This is a genomic window from Acidovorax sp. 93, assembly GCF_003633835.1.
Classification (GTDB): Bacteria; Pseudomonadota; Gammaproteobacteria; order Burkholderiales; family Burkholderiaceae_C; genus Acidovorax; species Acidovorax facilis.
The window spans coordinates 2,431,605-2,454,956 of record NZ_RBIT01000001.1 but is presented as its reverse complement, the minus strand read 5'-3'; the positions used below and the strand labels follow the sequence as shown (position 1 = coordinate 2,454,956).

Annotated in this window: 22 protein-coding genes; 15 read left to right on the top strand and 7 right to left on the bottom strand. The window is 63.9% G+C overall.

Annotated features, from left to right (window positions below):
- Positions 1-13: 13 nt before the first annotated feature.
- The 5 genes from C8C93_RS11180 to C8C93_RS11160 all read right to left on the bottom strand — a co-directional run bounded on the left by C8C93_RS11180 (position 14) and on the right by C8C93_RS11160 (position 4,451).
- Positions 14-712, bottom strand: coding sequence for a response regulator (locus tag C8C93_RS11180; protein ID WP_121506944.1), 699 nt, complete (start codon positions 710-712; stop codon positions 14-16).
- A complete protein-coding gene (locus C8C93_RS11175) occupies positions 709-2,292 on the bottom strand; it encodes an ATP-binding protein (protein WP_121506943.1) in 1,584 nt (527 codons plus the stop codon). The genes C8C93_RS11180 and C8C93_RS11175 overlap by 4 nt, the downstream gene beginning before the upstream one ends.
- A 20-nt stretch (positions 2,293-2,312) precedes the next feature.
- The gene (locus C8C93_RS11170) at positions 2,313-2,615 is read right to left on the bottom strand and encodes a hypothetical protein (RefSeq protein ID WP_233559342.1); all 303 of its coding nucleotides are present in this window, start codon (positions 2,613-2,615) and stop codon (positions 2,313-2,315) included.
- Between the two features lie 165 nt (positions 2,616-2,780).
- On the bottom strand, positions 2,781-3,641 hold the full coding sequence (locus tag C8C93_RS11165) for an intradiol ring-cleavage dioxygenase (RefSeq protein ID WP_121506942.1): 861 nt from the start codon (positions 3,639-3,641) through the stop codon (positions 2,781-2,783).
- Between the two features lie 201 nt (positions 3,642-3,842).
- A complete protein-coding gene (locus C8C93_RS11160) occupies positions 3,843-4,451 on the bottom strand; it encodes a TIGR00645 family protein (protein ID WP_055400484.1) in 609 nt (202 codons plus the stop codon).
- 187 nt (positions 4,452-4,638) lie between these two features.
- Here C8C93_RS11160 and acs point away from each other — a divergent pair, with 187 nt between their 5' ends.
- Positions 4,639-6,633: an acetate--CoA ligase gene (gene acs, locus C8C93_RS11155; RefSeq protein WP_121506941.1), complete on the top strand. Its 1,995-nt coding sequence runs from the start codon at positions 4,639-4,641 to the stop codon at positions 6,631-6,633.
- A gap of 269 nt (positions 6,634-6,902) precedes the next feature.
- Positions 6,903-7,385 (top strand): LapA family protein, encoded by a 483-nt coding sequence (locus C8C93_RS11150; protein WP_121506940.1) that lies wholly within the window; start codon positions 6,903-6,905, stop codon positions 7,383-7,385.
- 156 nt (positions 7,386-7,541) lie between these two features.
- Here C8C93_RS11150 and C8C93_RS11145 read toward each other — a convergent pair whose 3' ends face one another.
- The gene (locus tag C8C93_RS11145) at positions 7,542-7,847 is read right to left on the bottom strand and encodes a c-type cytochrome (RefSeq protein WP_055400490.1); all 306 of its coding nucleotides are present in this window, start codon (positions 7,845-7,847) and stop codon (positions 7,542-7,544) included.
- A 113-nt stretch (positions 7,848-7,960) separates the two neighbouring features.
- Between C8C93_RS11145 and C8C93_RS11140 the strand changes: the two genes are divergently transcribed.
- Genes C8C93_RS11140 through C8C93_RS11115 form a run of 6 tightly spaced genes read left to right on the top strand, consistent with a single transcriptional unit; the run spans position 7,961 to position 13,338 of the window.
- On the top strand, positions 7,961-8,203 hold the full coding sequence (locus tag C8C93_RS11140) for a TIGR04438 family Trp-rich protein (RefSeq protein ID WP_055400492.1): 243 nt from the start codon (positions 7,961-7,963) through the stop codon (positions 8,201-8,203).
- Between the two features lie 48 nt (positions 8,204-8,251).
- Positions 8,252-9,328, top strand: coding sequence for a GDP-mannose 4,6-dehydratase (gmd, locus tag C8C93_RS11135; protein WP_121506939.1), 1,077 nt, complete (start codon positions 8,252-8,254; stop codon positions 9,326-9,328).
- A 49-nt stretch (positions 9,329-9,377) separates the two neighbouring features.
- Complete coding sequence (locus tag C8C93_RS11130; RefSeq protein WP_121506938.1) at positions 9,378-10,499, top strand: glycosyltransferase family 1 protein; 1,122 nt, start codon at positions 9,378-9,380, stop codon at positions 10,497-10,499.
- A gap of 42 nt (positions 10,500-10,541) precedes the next feature.
- Positions 10,542-11,339 (top strand): ABC transporter permease, encoded by a 798-nt coding sequence (locus C8C93_RS11125; RefSeq protein ID WP_158603267.1) that lies wholly within the window; start codon positions 10,542-10,544, stop codon positions 11,337-11,339.
- Between the two features lie 26 nt (positions 11,340-11,365).
- Positions 11,366-12,130 (top strand): ABC transporter ATP-binding protein, encoded by a 765-nt coding sequence (locus tag C8C93_RS11120; protein ID WP_121506936.1) that lies wholly within the window; start codon positions 11,366-11,368, stop codon positions 12,128-12,130.
- Positions 12,127-13,338 carry a YncE family protein gene (locus tag C8C93_RS11115; RefSeq protein ID WP_121506935.1) on the top strand — a complete coding sequence of 404 codons (1,212 nt, stop codon included), beginning with the start codon at positions 12,127-12,129 and terminating at the stop codon, positions 13,336-13,338. Before C8C93_RS11120 ends, C8C93_RS11115 begins: the two co-directional genes overlap by 4 nt.
- Positions 13,339-13,441: 103 nt before the next feature.
- On the opposite strand, the gene ilvD is transcribed toward C8C93_RS11115, so the two are convergent.
- Positions 13,442-15,148, bottom strand: coding sequence for a dihydroxy-acid dehydratase (ilvD, locus tag C8C93_RS11110; RefSeq protein ID WP_121419613.1), 1,707 nt, complete (start codon positions 15,146-15,148; stop codon positions 13,442-13,444).
- 121 nt (positions 15,149-15,269) lie between these two features.
- Between ilvD and C8C93_RS11105 the strand changes: the two genes are divergently transcribed.
- The 7 genes from C8C93_RS11105 to C8C93_RS11075 all read left to right on the top strand — a co-directional run bounded on the left by C8C93_RS11105 (position 15,270) and on the right by C8C93_RS11075 (position 23,327).
- The gene (locus tag C8C93_RS11105) at positions 15,270-16,196 is read left to right on the top strand and encodes a LysR family transcriptional regulator (RefSeq protein WP_121506934.1); all 927 of its coding nucleotides are present in this window, start codon (positions 15,270-15,272) and stop codon (positions 16,194-16,196) included.
- Positions 16,197-16,220: 24 nt separating this feature from the next.
- On the top strand, positions 16,221-17,048 hold the full coding sequence (lgt, locus tag C8C93_RS11100; RefSeq protein WP_121506933.1) for a prolipoprotein diacylglyceryl transferase: 828 nt from the start codon (positions 16,221-16,223) through the stop codon (positions 17,046-17,048).
- 368 nt (positions 17,049-17,416) lie between these two features.
- Positions 17,417-18,085, top strand: coding sequence for a GntR family transcriptional regulator (locus C8C93_RS11095; protein WP_121508748.1), 669 nt, complete (start codon positions 17,417-17,419; stop codon positions 18,083-18,085).
- Positions 18,082-19,605 carry a malonyl-CoA decarboxylase gene (locus C8C93_RS11090; RefSeq protein WP_121506932.1) on the top strand — a complete coding sequence of 508 codons (1,524 nt, stop codon included), beginning with the start codon at positions 18,082-18,084 and terminating at the stop codon, positions 19,603-19,605. The genes C8C93_RS11095 and C8C93_RS11090 overlap by 4 nt, the downstream gene beginning before the upstream one ends.
- 172 nt (positions 19,606-19,777) lie before the next feature.
- On the top strand, positions 19,778-20,779 hold the full coding sequence (locus C8C93_RS11085; RefSeq protein ID WP_055401430.1) for a tripartite tricarboxylate transporter substrate binding protein: 1,002 nt from the start codon (positions 19,778-19,780) through the stop codon (positions 20,777-20,779).
- Between the two features lie 140 nt (positions 20,780-20,919).
- Positions 20,920-21,723, top strand: a complete 804-nt coding sequence (locus tag C8C93_RS11080) for an enoyl-CoA hydratase/isomerase family protein (RefSeq protein WP_121506931.1) — start codon at positions 20,920-20,922, stop codon at positions 21,721-21,723.
- 50 nt (positions 21,724-21,773) lie between these two features.
- On the top strand, positions 21,774-23,327 hold the full coding sequence (locus C8C93_RS11075) for a malonyl-CoA synthase (RefSeq protein ID WP_121506930.1): 1,554 nt from the start codon (positions 21,774-21,776) through the stop codon (positions 23,325-23,327).
- Positions 23,328-23,352: the final 25 nt, after the last annotated feature.

The following is a 23,352-nucleotide window of genomic DNA, read 5'->3' as shown; positions in this document are numbered from 1 at the left end:
CATCGGGCCAGGCTCACTCGGCCGCCGTCGGGTCCAGCGCAAAACCCACGCCGTACACCGAACGAATCCAGTCGCTGCCATCCGCGCTGGCGGTCTTGAGTTTTTTGCGCAGATTCTTGATATGGCTGTCGATCGCGCGCTCGTTCACATCGAGGGTGTCTTCATAGGCCTGGTCCAGAAGCTGCGCGCGCGAGAAGATGCGCCCCTGCTGGCGTGCCAGCACTTGCAGCAGGCGGAACTCGCGCCGCGTCAGACCCAGTGGCGTACCGTGCAACGTGGCCTGCCAGTGCGATTCGTCCAGCATCAGCGCTGCCACCGTAGTGGTGGCTGCCTGTAGCTCCTGCGCGGCGGCGGTGCGGCGCAGCACGGCCTTGACACGGGCCACCACCTCGCGCGGCGAAAACGGCTTGCAGATGTAGTCGTCCGCGCCCAGCTCCAGGCCGATGAGGCGGTCTACCTCTTCGACGCGGGCGGTCAGCATGATGATGGGGTGCTGGGTGTGGCGGCGCGCCTGGCGCAGGATTTCAAGCCCATCCAGCCCGGGCAGCATGATGTCCAGCAGCGTGAGGTCCGGCGGCGCGGCCAGCATGCTGGCGAGCGCCGCGCGGCCCTCGGCCTGGTGTTCTACGGTGTAGCCTGCGTGGCGCAGGTAGTCCACCACGATGGCGGCGATGTCGGGTTCGTCTTCGATGACGAGGATGCGGTGGCTCATGAGGGGTTGTCCAGCAATGGCAGTTGCAGCGTGATGCGCAGGCCGCCCAGGGGTGAGGTGTCGGCCGTCAGCGTGCCGCCGTGCGCGAGCACGATGGCGCGGCAGATCGCCAGGCCCAGGCCAGAGCCGCCATGGTCGCGGTTGCGCGAGGTTTCCGCGCGGTACAGGCGGTCAAAGATGCGTGGCAGCTCGTGCGCGGGCACGCCGGGCGCGCTGTCGTCCAGCTGCACCTGCAGTTGGGCGGCCCCATCGGCCGGTGGCAACAGGCGTGCCGAGAGGCGCAGCAGGCCGCCCGCGTCGGTGTAACGCAGGCTGTTTTCCAGCAAGTTCAAGAACACCTGGTGCAGTTGCTGCGCATCGCCCCGCACCAGGGGTGCAGGCTGCGCCGGAACCTGCGCGGTCAGGGCGTCCAGGCCGGTGGTGTCCACGTCGATGCCCGCCTGCGCCAAGCGCGGGCGCATGGATGCGAGCGCCTCGTTCAGCAGCGATAGCGGGCGCACGGGCACCTGGGCCGAGGGCGCACTGGTGCCCGCCGCGTCCAGGCTGGCGCGCAGGTCGCCCACCAGCTGGATCAGGCGCATCACCTGCCGGTGCAGGCGCAGCGCGGTCTTGTCGTCAAACGGGCGGATGCCGTCCTGCACGGCCTCGATTTCGGCGCGCATGGCGGCCAGGGGGGTGCGCAGCTCGTGGGCTACGTCGCCCAGCCACTGGCGGCGGCTGGCCTCAATGCTGCTCAGTTGTTCGGCCATGGTGTTGAAGGTGCGGGCCAGCTGGGCCAGTTCGTCGTTGCCGTGCACGGGCACGCGGGTGTGCAGGTGGCCCTGCGCAATGCCGCGTGCGCCGTTGGCCAGGGCCTCGACGGGGGCCAGCCAGCGCCGTGCCAGCCAGCCCGACAGCAGCAGTGCCAGTGCCAGCCCGGCCAGGCCTGTCCATGCCACAAAGCCCAGGTGTTGCGCCAGAAAGGCCTGGTCGGCTTCGCTGCGCACACCCTGTGGAGGTGCCAGCACCAGCTGGCCGATGGTCTTGCCGTCGGCGCCGGTCAGGGCCAGGCGCGCGCCACCCGGCTGGGGCGCCGTGCCAGCCACCAGGTGTTGCTGTGCGTCCACCAGACCCAGGCGGGGGAACAGGTCGTCGGGGTGACGTTGTGGGCCACCCGCGCCGCGCTCGCCCGGGGGCGGGCCGCCATCGGGGGGCGGTGGTGGGGGCTGCTGCTTGCTGCGGTCCGCTGCCGGGTTGCCGTTCGCCAGTTCGGGGGGCATGCCGGGCGAACCGCTTCGGTCGGTGGGGGGGGGGCCTTCTGCGCCTTGGGTGTTTGATCGGCGCAGGCCGCTGCCAGGGTGGCTGAGCTGGCCCCAGAGGCGGGGCTGGTTGCGCAGGGTCTCCCAACCGCCCGTCTGCGTGTGGTGGGCCTGCAGGCGCTCGGCCAGCCAGTCCATGCGGGCCAGTTCGATCTCTGCCACATACGGCCCCAGGCCCCGCTGCAAGCCCAGCCGCGAAAAGCCTGCAAAGATCAACAACAAGGCCACCAGCAGGGCTGCCAGGGCGATGAAGGCTTTGCGGTGAAGGGTCAGGTGGGGCATCGATAGGGCTGCAGGACGGTCTAGCGGGCGGGGGGCGGGCCGCCTGCACCGCCGGGGCCGCCAGGCCCGCCTGCGGGCATGGCCACCAGGGTGCCACCCATTGTGCGGCATGTGCCTGCGAGCGATTTGCCGTCGGGCATGGTCAGCGTCACGCTGGCGCCTTCGGTCTTGCCCTTGCAGGCGGCATAGGCTTCGGGCGGCGGAGCGGGCGGCTCTTGCCGGCCCTGCGATTGCGCCAGCACGGGGGCGGCGGATGTGGCTGCCAGTACGGTCGCGAGGGTCATGCGGGCCAGCAGGTGGAGGCGAAGAGAGTGCAAAGTCATGGTTTTTTCCGTCGGTATGGTGGAGAAAAGCGTTCAACGAGTGGATTCGCCGCCAGAAACCGGCGCGGCCCAGGCCAGTGCACCCGTAGAACCGGCTTTGGCGGGCCACCGGGTGCGTCCCCCTCCGGGGGATGGCGCCGAAGGCGACTCAAGGAGGGCTTTCAGTCAAGCCGCAATCGAGATCGTGATGCTGGCCGAGTACCCGCCGCCGCTGTTGGCCTGCATCGAGGTCATCTCCAGCGTGGTGCCATCGCTGAAGACGTTGTCGGTGGCAAAGGTGATGGAAGCCAGGTTGCGCACGCTGGCGCTGTAGCCGGAATTGGCGCTGTAGATGCTGCTGAGCAGCTCGGTGGGGAAGGCCAGCTGCGTGGTCTTGACCTTGTTGCGCGCATTGTTGGCCGACGCGAGTGTGGGGTAGATCTCCATGTGCATGTGCGGCATGCGGCCCGCATAACAGCCGGGCACGATGGTGGTGAAGGTCACGGTGCCGCTGGCATCCGTGGCCTGCACGCCGCGCAGGTAGTTGTCGGCAATGTTGTTCGAGCTGTAGACCGAGTAGTTGCCGTCCTGCGTGCAGTGCCACAGGTAGATGGCGTAGCCTGATAGCGCTGCGCAGCTGGCGCTCGTGTTCGTCAGCGTGATGGTGATCGTCAGCGGCACGCCGCTGACCTGCGTGGACGAGCCGATGGAGCTGCGGATGTCCGATCGCACGATGCCGCTGAGCGCCAGCACGTTGTAGGTGTTGTTGCTGGCCGTGGAGCCATCGGCGGGGTAGGGGCCTGCGGTTTCTTCGGGGACAACCGAGCAGGTGGTTGTGGTGCCTGTACCCGTGCCTGTCCCCGTTCCGGTGCCTGTACCTGTGGTGTCGGTCGTGTCCGTAGTTTCGGTGTCTCCGCCCCCGCAGCCGAACAGGGTGGCCACGCCCAGGGAACCCAGGGCGTTCAGGGCAAAACGGCGGTTGGTGGGGGCCTGCGTGGCGGTGGCGAGGGGGGCGACGATGGCTTGGGCGGCTGTGCTGCGGTCCATGGATTTCTCCTGCAAGTGGGTATGGCCTGCACTGTGCCGCCCGATTGGGGAGAAATTTGGGAGCAGATGTCGATCTAATTTGCTACATTTTTTGTAGCTATAAATTAATGCCAGTTAAGCGATGGAACTATTTCCACTCAAGAAAAAGCAAAGAGGCCGCAATGGGCGGCCTCTTTCGGGTGCAGATGGGGGAGGGCGCCGTCAGTGGCGCGCGGGCGGTGTGGAATGCGCCATCAGGCGGTCTGTCAGGGCAATGGCCAACGCGCTGAGGAGGAACACCACATGAATGATGGTCTGCCACATCAGCACCTTGATGTCGTAGTTGGCGGCGTTGATGAAGGTCTTGAGCAGGTGGATCGAGCTGATGCCGATGATGGCGGTGGCCAGCTTGACCTTGAGTACCGAGGCGTTCACATGGCTCAGCCACTCGGGCTGGTCGGGGTGGTCTTCCAAGTGCAGGCGCGAGACGAAGGTTTCATAGCCCCCCACGATCACCATGATCAGCAGGTTCGAGATCATCACCACGTCGATCAGCGCCAGCACCACCAGCATGATGATGGTTTCGTTGAGCGAGGTCACCTCGAAGTCGCTCTTGTAGCCAATGCTGGAGACTAGGCTCTTGAGCGCGGTGGTGTTGCCAAAAGCGGCCTCGATCAGATGCACCAGCTCCACCCAGAAGTGGAAAACGTACACCGCCTGGGCCAGGATCAGGCCCAGGTACAGGGGCAGCTGCAGCCACCGGCTGGCAAAAATCAGCGAGGGCAGGGGACGCATGGGCGCCGGGGGGACGGGTTTTTTGGGGAGGGACATGAAATGAAGGGTGGGTCTTGGGTCGCGCGATTTTAGGGGTGCCGCGTGACACCCCTCATCCGCAAGCGCTCTTCCTCCTGGTTGCAGTTGGCCTATTCTGTAAGCTTCGTGCCAGTCAGTGGCTTGTAAGTGCCACGGCCGACAGTACCGCCCAATTCCAATTCCATCAGACCCAGGAGACAACACCATGAGTGCGCCCACATCCGCCATCGAGTCCGTATTGGTTGAGAACCGCGTGTTCCCTCCCTCCGATGCGATCGTCAAAGCCGCCCGCGTGTCAGGCATGGCGGGCTACGATGCGCTGTGTGCCGAAGCCGACAAGGACTTCGAAGGCTTCTGGGCGCGCCTGGCGCGCGAGAACGTGCAGTGGTCCAAGCCGTTCACGCGCACGCTGGATGAATCCAACGCACCGTTTTACCAGTGGTTTGCCGACGGCGAACTCAATGCCTCGGCCAACTGCCTGGACCGCCACATCGGCACGCCCACCGAGAACAAGACCGCCATCCTCTTTGAGACCGACGATGGCACGGTCACCAAGATCACCTACAAAGAGTTGCTGGCCCGTGTGAGCCAGTTTGCCAACGCCCTCAAGGCCCATGGCGTGAGCAAGGGCGACCGGGTGCTGATCTATATGCCGATGACCATCGAAGGCGTGGTGGCGATGCAGGCCTGTGCCCGCATTGGCGCCACGCACAGCGTGGTGTTTGGCGGCTTCAGCGCCAAGGCGGTGCACGAGCGCATCATTGACGCGGGTGCCGTGGCCGTGATCACCGCCAATTACCAGATGCGGGGTGGCAAAGAGCTGCCGCTCAAGGCTATCATCGACGAAGCCCTGGCCATGGGCGGCTGCGACACCCTCCGCAATGTGTTTGTCTACCAGCGCACGGCCACGGCCTGCAACATGGTGGCCGGGCGCGACAAGACCTTTGCCGAAGCACTGGCAGGACAAAGCACCGAATGCGCGCCGGTGGCCGTGGGTGCCGAGCATCCGCTGTTCATCCTCTACACCAGCGGCTCTACCGGCAAGCCCAAAGGCGTGCAGCACAGCACCGGCGGCTACCTGCTGTGGGCCAAGATGACCATGGACTGGACGTTCGACCTGCGCGCCGACGATGTGTTCTGGTGCACGGCCGACATCGGCTGGATCACGGGCCACACCTACGTCGCCTATGGCCCGCTGGCAGCAGGCGCCACGCAGATCATCTTTGAAGGCATTCCCACCTTCCCGAATGCCGGCCGCTTCTGGCAGATGATCGAGCGCCACAAGTGCACCATCTTCTACACAGCACCTACGGCCATCCGTTCGCTCATCAAGGCTGCGGAAGCTGACGAGGCGGTACACCCTGCACGCTCGGACCTGTCGAGCCTGCGCATCCTGGGCAGCGTGGGCGAGCCCATCAACCCCGAAGCCTGGATGTGGTACCACAAGAACGTGGGCGGCGAGCGTTGCCCCATCGTGGACACTTTCTGGCAGACCGAAACGGGCGGCCATGTCATCACGCCGCTGCCTGGCGCCACGCCGCTGGTGCCTGGCAGCTGCACGCTGCCCCTGCCCGGCATTACCGCTGCCATCGTGGACGAAATGGGCAACGACGTGCCCAACGGCTCGGGCGGCATCCTCGTCATCAAGCGCCCCTGGCCCAGCATGATCCGCACCATCTGGAACGACCCCGAGCGTTTCAAGAAGAGCTACTTCCCCGAAGAACTCAAGGGCTACTACTTGGCGGGGGATGGTGCGGTGCGCAGCGCCGATCGGGGCTACTTCCGCATCACTGGCCGCATCGATGACGTGCTGAACGTCTCGGGCCACCGCATGGGCACGATGGAGATCGAATCGGCCCTGGTCTCCAAGACCGACCTCGTCGCCGAGGCCGCTGTGGTGGGCCGCCCCGACGATGTGACCGGTGAAGCCATCTGCGCCTTCGTGGTGCTCAAGCGTTCCCGCCCCACGGGCGAAGAAGCCAAGCAGATTGCCAACGAACTGCGCAACTGGGTCGCCAAGGAAATCGGCCCTATCGCCAAGCCCAAGGACATCCGCTTTGGCGATAACCTGCCCAAGACCCGCAGCGGCAAGATCATGCGTCGGTTGCTGCGCAGCATCGCGAAGGGCGAGGCCATCACGCAGGACACCAGCACGTTGGAAAACCCCGCAATCCTGGATCAGTTGGCGCAGACCAACTAGATCCAGAAGGTGCCGTGTAACGGCGCCAGCGCGCAGCGCTTGCGGGGTTTGGGGACACTCACATTGCGTAGCGATGTGAAGTGGCCACACAATCCCGTCGCTGGTCCACCGCACTTGTGAGGCGCCCTAGGGCTCCGCGCCTCCCTAGTTCTCTTTGTAGGACACCGCCTGAAATCTCCCGCCTGCTGTCGGTGACGGCCCGTGCATGCGTTACAACGGCGCATGGCGCTTGCGAATCTTCGCCTGGGCGCTGCCTACAGGAGGTCTTCATGCATCTGCGTTCCATCGTTCTTTGGGTGACGGTTTTAGCCATTGCTGCACTCGCCGCCCTCAATTGGCCCACTCTGGCCGCACCGTCCCTGGTGTCGCTCGGCATTGTGGTCTTTGAGGCTCCGCTGGGGCTCATCATGTTGGGCCTTACGGGCTTGCTGGGCATCTTTTTTATCGTCTATGTCTTGTCGCTCCAGGGTTCGGTATTGATGGAGACGCGACGTCATACCAAGGAAATGCAGGTCCAGCGCGAACTGGCGGACAAGGCGGAAGCCTCGCGTTTTACGGAGTTGCGGGCTTTTCTGGATGCTCAGCACCAGCAGGCGCACGCCACGGTGTTGGCGCGGCTGGACGAATTGGAAGCGCACCTGGCAGCGCGTGCCACTGAGTCCGACAACTCCACCGCAGCGTATGTGGGGCAGCTTGAGCACCAGCTGCGAACGCGCGGGCTGGAGGCGGTGCCGGTCGTTTCTCGGGTGTGATCAGAGGGGCCCGCAGCTTTTCGTTGCTGTGTCCTGCAATTTGCCAGCGCCCTGAAAAGCAAAACAGGTTCTAGAAACTATAAAGGCCGCGTCACAGTGCGTGGCGCGGCCTTTCACCAAGGGGCTATGCCGCCCCCGGGGTGAGGCTGAGGCGATTTACTTCTGCGTCAGCACCCACGCAGCCAGCTTCTTGGCTTCTGCATCGTTGACCTGGGCGTTGGCAGGCATCGGAACTGGACCCCACACCCCCGCGCCGCCCTTGACGATCTTGGCGGCCAGCTTGTCCACAGCATCTTTCTGACCGGAGTATTTGGCAGCCACATCCTTGTACGAAGGGCCCACCAGCTTTTTGTCCACAGCGTGGCAAGCCATGCAGTTCTTCGAGGTTGCCAAGGCCAGATCGGCCATGGCGGGTGCCGCAACCGACAGCGTCATGGCAAGGGTGATCAGGGTACGCTTCATGGTGGGAATTCCTGTGGTTGAGTTACAGTTCTTTAATGGAATTGTAGTGGCTTGGGTTGACAGGGATTTGTCCGGGGTCAACCGGGCGGTTTCGGCCTTTTCTGGAGATCGCGATGTACCTGCTGGGTCTTTCACTGTTGCTTCTGGCATTGAAGTATTTCGAGGTTGGACCCGTGGCCGCCTGGTCCTGGTGGTGGGTGCTGGCGCCTTTTGGTGCCACGGCCTTATGGTGGGCCTGGGCTGATTCCACGGGATATACGAAACGTAAAGCCATGGAAAAGATGGAGCAACGCAAGCAGGATCGGATCAACAAGAACAAGGAAGCCCTGGGCATGCGCCCGCGCAAGCCTCGTTGACTCCAAGACTCTGCAGCCGCCGGTCTTCGCTCCGATCCTCGGGCGGGTATGGCAAGGTTGTGTTACAGAAAAGAGCCCATCATCGCTGCACGTGGCAAGACGGCCATCATTACGGGTGTCACCGGGCAGGATGGCGCCTATCTGGCAGCGTTTCTGCTGAACAAGGGTTACCAGGTCATAGGCACCCATCGACGCACCAGCAGTGTGAATACCTGGCGCCTTCACGAACTGGGCGTGGTGGGCCATCCCCATTTGCTGCTGGTTGATTTTGATCTGACGGACCCCGGCTCTGCCATTGCACTTCTGCAAAAATTCCGTCCGGACGAGTTGTACAACCTGGCGGCACAGAGCTTTGTGGGAGCGAGTTTTGACGCTCCGACCACTACGGCGCTGGTCAATGGCCAAGGTGCATTGAATCTGCTGGAAGCTGTCCGGCTGGTGGACCCCCACATACGCTACTACCAGGCCAGTTCCTCAGAGATGTTCGGTGGGGTGGGTCAAACGCCGCAGTGCGAGTCCACCCCCTTTTGTCCGCGCAGCCCTTATGCGGTGTCCAAGCTGTTTGCCCACTGGATGACCATCAACTACCGGGAAGCTTATGGCATGTATGCCGTCAGCGGCATTCTGTTCAACCATGAAAGCCCCCTTCGGGGAAGTGAATTTGTGACACGCAAGATATCGAATGCGGTGGCCCGCATGGCCCATGGCGAAAGGGGGGTGCTCGAATTGGGCAACCTGGATGCGCGTCGCGACTGGGGTTTTGCGGCCGAGTACGTCGAAGGCATGTGGCAGATGATGCAGGCAGACAGGCCTGGTACCTACGTGCTGGCAACCGGCCGCCAGCAGACCGTGCGCGACTTTGTGCGTATGGCGTTCTCGGTTACTGGCATATCCCTGGAGTTTGCGGGTGCCGCTGCTTCGGAAGTGGCCGTGGATGTGGGGACGGGGCGCGTTGTGGCGAGCGTGGATCCCGGTTTCTTTCGCCCTGCAGAGGTGGATATCCTGGTGGGCGACGCCTCCCGGGCCCGGGCCGAACTGGGTTGGGAGGCGCGCACCTCCGTAGAGCAGATCTGTCGAATGATGGTGGAAGCAGACTTGCGGCGCACTTATCCCGGGGCCCGATGATGGTGAACCACTACTGTGCGCCCTGCTGGCTGCTGTGTGAGGTGGCCCGATGAGGGTAGCTTTTGGCGTCAGCGTGCTGACACGTACTGTCCAGCAGGGTGGTGTGGATGGCATTGGTACCTACACCCGGGAGCTGATGGCTGCCATGCCGCCGTCAGCGCAACTGCAGCCGTATCTGTTCGATGCTCCGGCGAGCCTCTGGCAGGGCGCGACACCTGCGATGTCCTTTGGACCTTTTGCGCGGCAGGCCCTGGCCGCCACGCTGCCGGGGGTGGACTTTGGCAGGGTGCGCCGCGCGCTCTGCTCGGGGATTGATGTCATCCATGCCACCGACCATCTGGTCCCGCGCTTGCGTGGAACGCCGGTGGTGGCGACGATTTTTGATGCGATCCCGCTCTCTCACCCCGAGTGGGTCCGATACCGGTTCAAGGGCCTGAAAAACGAATTGTGGCGGCGTACTGCGTTCTGGGCGCAGCAGGTCATCACGATTTCCAATTACTCCCGCCAGGAGATCGCTACGCACTTCCGCCTGCCCGAAGAGCGGATCACTGCCATTCCTCTGGGTGTAGGTTCGCAGTGGTTTGCTCCGGTCGATGAGTCCGTGGAAAAAGCCGTGCGGGATCGGCATGCATTGCCAGACCGCTATTTTGTGAGCGTCGGTACCCTGCAGCCGCGCAAGAACATCAGCCGCCTGCTTTTGGCCCACGCCAGCCTGCCCGAGCCTCTGCAGCGGCAGTTTCCGTTGGTGGTGGTCGGCAAACCGGGCTGGGGGTGCGAAGACGTTGTCGCCCAATTCACCGGGGGCGCGCTCAAACATGTCCGCTGGCTGCAGCACTTGCCGGATGCCGATCTTCAGGTGGTTATCAAGCGTGCAACGGCCTTGGTGTTCCCGTCGCTCCACGAGGGATTCGGACTGCCGGTTCTGGAAGCCTTTGCGGCGGGGGTGCCGGTGGTGGCGTCCAACACGACCTCCATCCCGGAGGTTGCGGGGGATGCTGCCTTGCTGATTGATCCTCTGCGCATCGACGAACTTGCGGACGCGATGCGCCGAGTTGCCGAGAACTCAGAACTGGCGGGCCAACTGGTTGCGCGCGGGCGTGATCGCGTGCGTGCTTTTACCTGGCAAGCGTGCGCAGAAAAAACCTTGCGCGTCTACGAGTCGATGGTCTGACTACTCGCGATGGCAACTTCAACCACCAATCCCACCGTATCCGTGCGTCAGAGGCAAGTTCAATTGTTGGGGCTTGACATCTGGAGCGCCATGGTGGCGTGGCGCTTCTGGTGTTTTATGGGCTGGAACGATGTCGCCAAGCAGTATCGGCGGACCTTTCTGGGGCCTGTCTGGATTACGCTGCACACGGCCATTTTCATCGTTGCATTTGGCTTGATCGGCGCCCAACTGTTCAAGTACCCGGCCGAGTGGTACCTGCCGTATTTTTGTGCTGGGCATGTGTTGTTCGGGTATTTCAGTGCGCTGATCAACGAGGGCTGCTTGACCTATATCGGCTCGGACGCGTTTTTGAAGCAGACGCCTTACCCCAAGATGGCGTTTGTGTTCCGCACCGTGTTTCGATGCTCCATCCTGATGCTGCACAGCGCGGTCATTGTGTTGGCCGTCTTGTGGTGGGCGGGGCGGCTGGGGGCTGTGCAGTGGGGGGCGCTGCTTGGTGCCACCGCCCTGACTTTGCTGGCTGCCAGTTTTGTGGTTGCCATTCTGGGGGGCCTTGCGGCCCGATTTCGTGACGTGACGGTGGCCCTGGGCAGCCTGATGCAGGTCAGTTTTTTTGTGACCCCCGTGCTCTGGGTGCCTGACCAGCTGACCGAACGTGCACAGTGGGTGGTACGCCTGAATCCATTGGCGCTTTTCCTGGACCTGACGCGCAGCCCCCTGATGGGAGAGATCCCCAGCCTGCAGACCTGGGGTGCTGCAGTGGGGGTGGTCTTGCTGTTGGGTTTGATTTTCTTTTGGCAGTACGTCGCGAGTCGGCGGCGGATTGTGTACTGGCTGTAGGCGCCGCCACCCTTCGGTATCCCAAGATGGCCCATATCCAGTTGTCCAACGTATCCATCGACTTTCCCGTGTTCACTACGCGGTCACGGGGCCTGCTCAATACGGTGCTAGGGCTTCCTATGCGTGACAAGGCCCGTGTGGAGGCCAGCGGTTTGCGGCAGGTCAGCGTGCATGCGTTGCGTGATGTGAGCCTGTTGCTGCGTCCGGGGGATCGGGTCGGCCTGATTGGTTCGAACGGCGCTGGCAAAACCACGCTGCTGCGAGTGCTCTCGGGCGTCTATGAGCCCATGCAAGGCGAGCTGTCCTTCAGTGGCCGGATTGCAGCGCTCACAGACATCATGCTGGGCATGGATGTCGATGCCACTGGGTACGACAACATCATCATGCGGGGCATCGTGATGGGTCTGACGCGCAAGCAGGCGATGGGCCTCATACCCTCGGTAGAGGCATTCACACAGCTGGGCGAGCATCTTCAGTTGCCGGTCAGGACGTACTCACAGGGCATGCTGCTGCGCCTGGCGTTTGCCGTTTCCACGAGCGTGGTTCCCGATATTCTGCTCATGGACGAGATGATTGGTGCTGGTGATGCGAAGTTTTTCAGCCAGGCCAAGGAGCGCATCAACGGGCTGATCGAGCAGGTCTCCATTCTGGTGCTGGCATCCCATAACGAGGTCATTCTCAAGAGCTTTTGCAACAGAGCGTTGGTCCTTAAAGATGGATGCGTGGTGATGGATGGCAGTGTGGACGATGCCTTGGCGTTTCACAACATCCAGCAAGGAGTTTCGCCATGAGACTGGCATGCATCGGCCCCGCAGAGGTGTTGGACGCCATTGCGTCCATGGGGCGAACCGAAGATGTGAGCTGGTCGCCCGACGGACGCCGTGTGGCGCTTGCTGCCATCACCCTCGACAGGGTGCTGGTCGTGGGGATGGACTGCCAGTTTGAAAACGGGCAGAAGGTGCTCTACCTGACGGATGCCGTGGAGGTTGCGTCCACCAGCCTCCAGCGCCCTCATGGCCTGTGCTGGATAAGCAACAGCATCATCGCGGTCGCGAGCCGGGAGGGCAATGTATCGCTGTTCGACATTCCCCCGGCGGATGGTCTGACCGCGTTGCACACGTTGGAGCCCCTGTCCGTGATCGGCAAGCAGGAGACGGAGCTCCTGAGCACCCCAGGAAGCCTGTGCGCACGGGATCTGGGCGCAGGCTTGCACGAGCTGTGGGTGTGCAACGGCTTTTCCCATTACGTGACCCATCACCTGCTGAACGCTGCTGCAGGTTTTTCCCATCTGGATGCGCAGCTTCTCATGCAGCACGGGCTGGAGGTTCCGGATGGTGTGGCGCTGGACCCCAATGCTGAATGGGTGGCGGTCAGCAACCACGACCGCCAGATTGTCGCGCTCTACCGCAACGATGAGTTTCTTGCGCCTGGCAACGCGCCTGCGGCACAACTGCGTGGCGTCAGCTACCCCCATGGGCTGTGTTTCCTGGCGGGCGGGCGCATTCTGCTGGTGGCGGATGCTGGCGCCCCCCATGTGGCCGTGTTTCACCGAGATCCTTCCGGGTGGTGCAGTCTGGCCGAGCCGAATGCCGTGTTCCGCGTGCTGGATGACGCTGTGTTTGAGCGGGGGCACCACAACCCGCGCGAGGGCGGCCCCAAGGGCATCGATGTGCATGAGCCCTGGGGCCTGATGGTGACCACCTGTGCAGAGCAGCCCCTGGCCTTTTTCGACATCCGCGACATCGCGGCGGGTGTGGAAGTCTCGGCGCCAGAAGATGCGGTGAACCCCGGCTCGCCCAGTGCCTCACCTGCAGACCGTACACGGGTGACCGTACTTCGGCTGGTGCGGGATGTAGCGGCCCGTGAGGCTGCCGTGACGGCGGCCGTGCGAAAGGAAGTGGGATTGATGCGCGCGAGCTGGTCCTGGCGTGTGACCGCACCATTGAGAGCTTTGGCGGGCGGCTGGATCCGGTGGCGGTCGAGGCGGCGCGGGTTTTAAGACGCAAGTCACGCGGGGGCACACAACGCGGATGCCATGGTCTTGGCAGCAAAAAAAAGCCCGCCGGGAGCGGCGGGCTTTTGCTTTTTGAAAGCGCTGGACGTCAATACGCGTCGAGCACCGCACCCTTGCTGGCGCTCGATGCATTGAACGCGAACTTGGCCTGCACCCCGCGCGTATAGCGCGGTGCGGGGGCCGTCCAGGCAGCGCGGCGCTTGGCGATCTCTTCTTCGCTCACGTTCAGCTCCAGCAGCAGTTGGCGTGCGTCGATGGTGATGCTGTCGCCTTCGTTCACGAAAGCGATGGTGCCACCGGCTGCCGCTTCGGGCGCCACGTGGCCGACCACCATGCCCCAGGTGCCGCCCGAGAAGCGGCCGTCGGTGATCAGGCCCACGCTCTCGCCCAGCCCGGCGCCGATGAGCGCGCCAGTGGGTGCCAGCATTTCGGGCATGCCGGGGCCGCCCTTGGGGCCCAGATAGCGCAGCACCATCACGTCCCCCGCCTTGATCTTGCCGGCCAGGATGGCTTCCAGCGCCGATTGTTCGTCGTCAAACACGCGGGCCGGTCCGGTGATCACGGGGTTCTTCAGGCCCGTGATCTTGGCCACAGCGCCCTCGGGGCTGAGGTTGCCTTTGAGGATGGCCAGGTGGCCTTGGGCGTACATCGGGTTGCTGATGGGGCGGATCACGTCCTGGTCGGCGCGCGGCTCGTCTGGCACATCCTTGAGCACTTCGGCAATTGTCTTGCCTTCGATGGTGATGCAGTCGCCATGCAGCAGGCCTGCGTTCAGCAAGATCTTCATGACCTGCGGGATGCCGCCTGCGCGGTGCAGGTCCACGGCCAGGTATTTGCCGCTGGGCTTAAGGTCGCACAGCACGGGGGTCTTCACGCGCACGCGTTCGAAGTCGTCAATGGTCCATTCCACGCCCGCTGCGTGGGCAATGGCCAGGAAGTGCAGTACCGCGTTGGTGGAGCCACCCGTGGCCATGATGACGGCCACGGCGTTCTCGATGGACTTCTTGGTCACGATGTCGCGCGGCTTCAGGTCCATCTTGATGGCCTCGATCAGCACCTTGGCCGATTCCTTGGCCGAGTTCATCTTTTCGTCGTGCGGGTTGGCCATGGTGGACGAGTAGGGCAGGCTGATGCCCAGGGCCTCGAACGCGCTGGACATGGTGTTCGCGGTGTACATGCCGCCGCACGAGCCGGTGCCGGGGATGGCGCGCTTCTCGATTTCCTTCAGGTCAAAGTCGCTCATCTTGCCGGCGGCGTTCTCGCCCACGGCCTCGAACACGCTGACGATGTTCAGGTCCTTGCCCTGGTAGTGGCCAGGCAGGATGGTGCCGCCATACACGTAGATGGCGGGCACATTGGCGCGCAGCATGCCCATCAGGCCGCCCGGCATGTTCTTGTCGCAGCCACCCACCACCAGCACGCCGTCCATCCACTGGCCGCCCACGCAGGTTTCGATGCAGTCGCTGATGACCTCGCGGCTCACCAGGCTGTACTTCATGCCTTCGGTGCCCATGGCCATGCCGTCGCTGATGGTGGGCGTGCCGAACACCTGGGCGTTGCCGCCCGCTTCTTCAATGCCAGCGATGGCCGCATCGGCCAGCTTTTGCAGGCCGCTGTTGCAGGGCGTGATGGTGCTGTGGCCATTGGCCACGCCCACCATGGGTTTCACGAAGTCGCCTTCCTCGTAGCCCATGGCGTAGTACATGGAGCGGTTGGGTGCGCGCGACTTGCCTTGCGTGATGTTGGCGCTGCGGCGGTTGATGGGCTGGATCGGGATGACTTTGTTGTCTGCCATGGTGTGTTTTCCTTCGTGGAGCGATTCTTGTGGGTGGGGAAACTTTTCGCAGCCGCGAGTATGCGGCGATTGGTGGGCGCCATCCAATCCATTTGTACAGGGCGATTAATATGTACAGCATATGAAAGAGCCATTCATTGATATGCGTTTGTGGCGGCAGTTTGCCGCTGTGGCTGAGGAACTGCACTTTGGCCGCGCGGCGCAGCGCCTGCACATGACACAACCGCCGCTCACGCAGGCCATCGCCGGGCTGGAGCGCACGCTGGGCCTTCAACTGTTCGACCGCACCAAACGCAGCGTGCAGCTCACTCCAGCCGGGGCTGCCCTGTTGCCGCAGGTGTTGGATTTGCTCGACCGCGCCCAGGCGCTCCCCGCACAGGCGCGCGCAGCAGCGGCGGGGGAGGTGGGGCGGCTGCGTCTGGCGTTTGTCTCGACCGTGGGTTTTGGGATGCTGCCGCAGTGGGTGCGAGCCTTCCGGGCCCAGTGGCCCGGGGTGCGGCTTGAATTGATCGAGGCGACGGGCGACGTGCAACTTCAGGCGCTGGAGCGGGGGGAGATTGATGCCGGGCTGCTTTTGCACACGCCCGGCCAGGCGCCACCTGCCCTGCGAAGCCTGTGTGTGGCGCAAGAGCCGCTGGTGCTTGCGCTGCCTGAGCTTCACCCGCTGGCGCGCACGCCCACCGTCCGGTTCTCTGACCTGCTGCGGGAGCCTCTGGTGATTTTCCCCCGCCCGATCCTGCCATCGCTGTACGACGCGATCGTGGCGCTGTACCACGCAGCGGGGCAGGTGCCGCAGGTGGCCCAGGAGGCCATCCAGATGCAGACCATCGTCAACCTGGTGTCGGCCGACCTGGGGCTGGCCTGGGTGCCTGCCAGCGTGCAACAGTTTCAGCGGCCGGGCGTTGTCTACCGGCAGCTGGGCGGCAAGTCTCCCCTGGCGCCCGTGTGCGAAACCAGCCTGGTCTGGGGCGCCACTGTGCCGCCCGCACTGGCCCGGTGGATCGACTTTGTGGCCCATGAGGTGCAGGCCAGCGCCCTGAAAGGGTAGTGCTGCGCGTGCACAATCGCCCCCATGCTGACTTATCCCCACATCGACCCTGTCGCCCTGCAGATCGGCCCGCTGGCCATCCACTGGTACGGCCTGACCTATCTTGCGGCTTTTGGCCTGTTCATGCTGCTGGGCATCCGGCGCCTGCGGCACGAACCGTTTGCCTCCATCACCGGCCCTGGCGCATGGTCGCGCAAGGACGTGGAAGACATCCTGTTCCTGGGGGTGGCGGGTGTGGTGGTGGGGGGGCGCCTGGGGTATTGCCTGTTCTACAAACCTGCGTATTACCTGAGTCACCCCCTGGAAATCTTTGCCGTGTGGCAAGGGGGTATGGCCTTTCACGGTGGCTTGCTGGGCGTGATCGTGGCCATGCTGTGGTTTGCGCATTCCCGCCAGCGCCCCTGGCTGCAGGTGGCCGACTTTGTGGCGCCCTGCGTGCCCACGGGTTTGGCCGCAGGGCGGGTGGGAAATTTCATCAACGGCGAACTGTGGGGCCGTTTTGCCAGCCCGGACCTGCCGTGGGGCATGGTGTTTGCACACAGCGGTTCCCTGCAGCCACGCCATCCGTCGCAGGTTTACCAGTTCCTCTTGGAGGGCTTGCTGCTGTTCATCCTGCTGTGGCTGTATGCGCGCAAAGAACGTCGCCAGGGCCAGGTGGCCGCCGCATTCCTGGTGGGTTATGGCACCTTCCGCTTTATTGCCGAATACTTTCGCGAGCCCGATGCGTTCCTCGGCATCCTGTCCTTGGGTATGAGCATGGGCCAGTGGCTGTGCGTGCCGATGATCGCCGCGGGCGTGGGCCTGTGGGTGTGGGCACAGCGCCAGCCCGCGGTGGCGCAAAAAATCAGTTGAAATTGGCCTCTAGCGCTTAACTGGTAAGCGCTAGCAGCTATAAAAATAGCAGCGCTTGCCATTGCAAGGTAAGTGCTCTGCCGGTGGGTGAGGCGGGACGATGTGTTGACCCGCCTCCGCCGCGCTTCCCGTGCGGCTTTTTACCGAAATAAAACGGCCCTCGTGTTGCATCTCTGCACCATGGGTGCACCGTTTGTCGCCCCATCAGCACATTTCCGGGTTTTCCTCTTGTGATTTTGCGTAATTATGAGAAATTACGAACTATTCAGAGTGATGTTGACGTTTGGCGGCATTTGAAGCCGCGTTGGCAGCAAAAGATGCAGGCGTTTTGCCTGCGCACCCTGACACCCTGGAGTTTTCCCCGCACCATGCGCCCGGTTCCCAACTCACTGCACGACGAAGCCGCCTCGCGCTTGCGCGAGCAAATCTTTGCGGGCGCCTTGCCCCCCGGGAGTTTTCTGGACGAAGCGGCCTTGTGCGAGCGGCTCGCTATTTCGCGCACGCCGCTGCGCGAGGCGCTCAAGGTGCTGGTGGCGGAGGGCTTGCTGCGCCACGAACCGCGCCGCGGCTGCTTTGTGGCTGAGATCACCGAGCGCGACCTGGACGATCTTTTTCCCGTGATCGCGCTGCTGGAGGGGCGGGCGGCCCACGAGGCCACGCGCAAGGCGGTGGCGGCAGACATTGCCGCGCTCGACGTGTTGCACCAGCGGCTGCAGCAATTTGCGTCCGAAGGCCTGATCGCCGACTACTACGAAGCCAACTACGCCATTCACGAGGCCTTCATCACACTGGCGGACAACCGCTGGCTGGCCCAGGTGATTGGCGATCTGCGAAAGATCCTGCGGCTGGCGCGAGCACAAACGCTGCATGTGCCGGGCCGCCTGCAGCAAAGCCTGGCCGAGCACCTGGCGGTGTTCGCCGCGCTCAAGGCGCGCGACTGCGATGCCGCTGAAGAGGCCATGCGCAACCATCTGTTGCGCCAGCGCGATGCGCTGCGCGACGTAGCCCGCAACCAGCAATCGAGGCTGACCCCATGATCAACAGCACCCCCGAATGGATCACCCGCAGCGTGTCGCGCCTGCGCACGGCAGCGCCCGCCGTAGACAAGCCCGCTGACAAAACCGGCGAGAAGGCCAGCGAGAAGGCGGCCGACAAACCGGCCCGCGCCGGGCTCGACAAATCGGTGACCGATGTGGTAGCCAAGGTCGCCGTGCCACGTTCCACCAACGAGCGGCTGCAGGCCACGCTGCGGCGCGGGCAGGAGGCTCTGTCGCCCCGCGCGCTGCGCCGCCTGCTGGCCGACCTGCAGGAGGTGGTGGCCCCGCAGGTGAGCGAGATCGAAGGCGGCCGCCGCGCCCAGGCCGTGGCCGAGTGGTATGCCAAGGCCGAGCCCGAAGAGCGCCGCGACATGTGGCTGCTGATGTGCGAGCAGTTCGCCCCCGACGCCACGCGCTTCAAATCGGCCCGCCAGCGCTACGAAGCGGCGGCTGGCACGGCCGAAGAAGGCCAGGCCGAGATCAGCCTGCGCCGCGCACTGGTGTCGCCGCGCACGCGGCTGCTGCAGCGTTTTTCTGCGTTCCCTGAAGGCATGCGGTTCTTGCTGGACATGCGTGCCGAGCTGCTGCCCCTGCTCAAGTCCGACAAGCGCCTGTTGGCGCTGGATGCGGAGCTGGAGCACCTGTTCTCGACCTGGTTTGACGTGGCCTTTCTGGAGCTACGCCGCCTGTCGTGGGACTCGCCCGCTTCGCTGATTGAAAAGCTCATCAAGTACGAGGCCGTGCATGACATCCGCAGCTGGGCCGATCTGAAAAACCGGCTCGACAGCGACCGCCGCTGCTACGGCTTCTTTCATCCGCGTTTGCCCAACGAGCCGCTGATCTTTGTGGAGGTGGCGCTGGTGGACAAAATCTCGTCCAGCATCACGCCTTTGCTCGACGAAGCGGCGGCACCCGCTGACATCGGGCGGGCTACCACGGCGATTTTCTATTCGATCAGCAACACCCAGACCGGGCTGCGCGGTGTGAGCTTTGGCGATTCACTCATCAAGCATGTGGTGGAGACCCTCACGGCCGAATTTCCCCGGTTGCGCACCTTTGCCACGTTGTCGCCGATTCCGGGTTTCCGCGCTTGGCTGGGCAAGCATGCCGGTGCGATGCTGGAGCGCCTGGATGACAAGCGCCGCACCGAGCTGGGCCGGGCCGTGGGCTTTGAACCCCCGCAGGCCACTCATCTGCTGGCTGCGCTCGACAAGGCCACCGACCTCGATGCCCGATCGCCCGTGCGCCAGATGCTGATGGAGTGCGCCGCACGCTACCTGGCCCGTGAGCTGCAGGACGGAAAGCCAGTGGACCCGGTGGCCCGCTTCCACCTGGGCAACGGAGCGCGGGTGGAACGCCTGAACTGGGCGGGAGACCCGTCCAGCAAAGGACTGAAACAATCGTACGGGCTGATGGTGAATTACCTGTACGACCTCAAGCGCATCGACAAGCACCGCAGCTTGCTCGCGCAAGGCAAGGTGCCGGTGTCGGGGGACATCGACAGCCTGTGCCGTGACTGACCGCAGGCCCCGGTGCCGCGCAATGCCATCATCGTCATCATCGGCGCAGACAATGGCCGATGGATCCCCTCAGAGGGGAGCCAGCCGATGGTGGCAAGTGCCTGGCACGGTTTTGAACGGTGGGGCACCGTAGGCCTGCTTTCCTTTTTACAACGACGACAGGAGACAAGGAATGAAAGACATGCGAATTCAGCGCCGCGAGGTGCTGCTGGGGGCTGCTGCCACAGGTTTGGGGCTGGCCACGGGCACGGTGCCTGCATGGGCCCAGGCATCTGCCTGGCCCACCAAGCCGGTGAACCTGGTGGTGCCGTTCCCTGCGGGCGGCGGCACCGATGCCTTTGCGCGCCCCTTGGCAGCGCAGTTCTCCAAGGCCACCGGCAAGACGCTGGTGATCGACAACCGAGGGGGCGCGGGCGGCACCGTGGGGGCCAGCTTTGCCTCCAAGGCCGCACCAGACGGCTACACGCTCTTCATGGGGGCCGTGCACCACGCGATCGCCCCGTCGATGTACCCCAAGCTCGACTACGACCTGGAGAAGGACTTCATTCCGCTGTTCTTGCTGGCCAACGTGCCCCAGGTGGTGGTGGTCAACCCCAAGAACGTGCCGGTCAATAACTTTCAGCAGTTCATGGACTATGTGAAGCGCAACCCCGCCAAGCTCAATTACGGCTCTGCGGGCGCTGGCACGTCGCACCACCTGGCGGGCGAGCTGTTCAAGCAGCAGACGGGCACCTTCATCACCCACATCCCCTACCGGGGTGCCGGCCCCGCGCTGCAGGACCTGATTGGTGGGCAGGTGGACATGATGTTTGACGGGCTGGGTTCCTCGGCGTCCCACATCAAAGGTGGGCGTATCAAGGCGCTCATGGTGTCGGGCCCCAAGCGCAATGCCGCGTTCCCAGACGTACCCTGCGCCGCCGAAGTTGGCCTGCCCGACTACACCGTCACCACCTGGTACGGCCTGTGGGCACCCAAGGGCACCCCCGCCGATGTGCAGGCGCGCATCGTGGACGAGGTGCGCAAGCTGGGCAGCGCCGACGAACTCAAAACGATCTGGGCCAACAACGGCGCCGAATACGGCGGCATGACCCAGCAGCAGTTTGCGGGCATGGTCAGCAGCGAGGTCAAGCGCTGGGCGGCGGTGGTGAAGGCCTCTGGCGCAAAGCTTGATTAACCCCTGTGGCGCTTTGCGCCTTCCCCCTGAAGGGGGACGCCACCCGTGGCCTGGCAAAGCCGGTTCCACGGTGGCACTCGCGATGGTGTAGCGCGGGCTTTCAGGGCTGAGTAATGTGCATAACTTGATAGGTTGCCGAGATGTCGGGTGAAGTGTTGATGGAATCGGGTGAGCGTGGAGTGGCGCACGTCACCCTGCGCCACTCCGGGCGGCTGAACGCCATGTCGCGTGGCATGTGGCGGCAGCTGCGTGTGGTGTTTGAAGACATCCAGCAGCGCAGCGATGTGCGCTGCGTGCTCATTGCGGGGGAGGGCGATGCCTTCTGTGCGGGCGGTGACATTTCGGAGTACCCCGGCTTTCGGTTTGACGCCGCTGCCTTGCGGGACTTTCATGAGAACGATGTCTGGGGTGGGCTCAACGCCATGCTCCAGTGCGACGTGCCCATCGTGGCGCAGATCCGTGGCGCCTGCATGGGTGCCGGGGTGGAGATTGCCAGCTGCTGCGACATCCGCGTGGCGGGCAGTGGTGCGCGTTTTGGCGCTCCGATTGCCAAGCTCGGTTTCCCGATGGCCCCGCGCGAGGCGCAGCTGGTGGCGGGTGCTGTAGGTGACGTGACCGCACGCCAGATGCTGCTGGAGGCCGCCACCTTCAGCGCCCCTGACATGCTGGCACGCGGCTTTCTGAGCCGTGTGGTGGCCGACGACATGGTGGCCACCGAGGCCCTGGGCAGCGCACAGCGCATCGCCGCACTGGCGCCGCAGGCAGCCCGCATGAACAAGCAGACATTTCGGGCATTAAAAATGCCTCTGGCGCTTGATGGTAAAGCGCAAGAAGCTATGAAAAATATAGTAAACGGGGCGCCTGACCCCTATGCCTACGCGGACAGCGCCGAGCACCGCGAAGGCATCACCGCGTTCCTAGAAAAACGCGCGCCGTTGTTTTGACGGGCCCCGCCCGCCTTGTTGATCCAAACCTTTAAAACCGTCCAACTGCCATGAGCCAAAACAACCTCTTCAGCGCCCTGCGCGCAGCCTTCCCGTCTGACCTGGACAGCACCGCCGTCGAGACCATGGCGGCAGACGGCACCCCGCTGTTCTACACCTGGCGCGACCTGGACCGCGCCAGCGCCCGCATCGCCAACCTGCTCGCATCGCTCAAGCTGCCCCAAGGCAGCCGCGTGGCCGTGCAGGTGGAAAAGTCCGTCGAAGCCATGGCCCTGTACCTGGCCACGCTGCGCGCGGGCTACGTGTTCCTGCCACTCAACACCGCCTACCAAAGCGCCGAGATCGAATACTTCATCGGCAACGCCGAGCCCGCGGTGGTGGTGTGCTCGCCCGGCAACTTCGGCTGGGTCAGCAAGATTGCCTTCACGCTGGGCACGCAGCATGTGTTCACCCTGGGCGACGACCGCGCCGGCAGCCTGCTCGAGCGCGCCACCCACCACAGCGATGAGCACCAGGCCGTGGCCCGCAGTGCCGACGACCTGGCCGCCATCCTCTACACCAGCGGCACCACCGGCCGCAGCAAGGGCGCCATGCTCACGCACGGCAACATGCTCAGCAACGCCGTGATGCTGAAGGATTACTGGGGCTGGAAGAAGGGCGATGTGCTCATCCACGCGCTGCCCATCTTCCACGTCCACGGCCTGTTCGTCGCCATCCACGGTGCGCTCATCAACGGCAGCAAGATGATCTGGATGGCCAAGTTCGACCCCAAGGCCGTCATCGCCGCCATGCCCCGCGCCACCGTGTTCATGGGCGTGCCCACGCTCTACGTGCGCATGCTGGCAGAGCCCGGCCTGACCAAAGAGGCCGTGAAGAACATGCGCCTGTTCATCGCGGGCTCTGCACCGCTGCTCATCGAAACCTTCAAGGAATGGCAGCAACGCACCGGCCACACCATTCTGGAGCGTTACGGCATGAGCGAAACCATCATGCTCACCAGCAACCCCTACAGCGCCGACAAGCGCTACAAGGGCCAGGATGAGCGCCGGGGTGGCACCGTCGGCTTCCCCCTGCCGGGCGTGAGCCTGCGCGTGCAGGGCGAGGACGGCAAAGACCTGCCTGTGGGCGAGATCGGCGGCATCCAGGTCAAGGGCCCCAACGTGTTCAAGGGCTACTGGCGCATGCCCGAGAAGACGGCCGAAGAGTTCACGAAGGACGGCTACTTCAAAACCGGCGACGTGGGCAAGGTGGATGAACGCGGCTACGTGCACATCGTGGGCCGCAGCAAAGACCTCATCATCAGCGGCGGCTACAACGTCTACCCCGCAGAGATCGAGGGCTACATCAACGACATGCCCGGCGTGGCCGAAAGCGCCCTGGTCGGCGTGCCGCACCCCGACTTTGGCGAAGTGGGCGTGGCCGTGGTGATTGCCAAGCCGGGCGCCAAGCTGGATGCCGATGCCATCGTGGCCCAGCTCAAGTCGCAGCTGGCCAACTTCAAGATTCCGAAGAAGTGTTTTGTGGTGGCGGAGTTGCCGCGCAACACGATGGGGAAGGTGCAGAAGAATTTGCTGCGGGATCAGTACAAGGGGTTGTTTGTGTGATGGGTTGAGGTCGGCATCTAAGCCC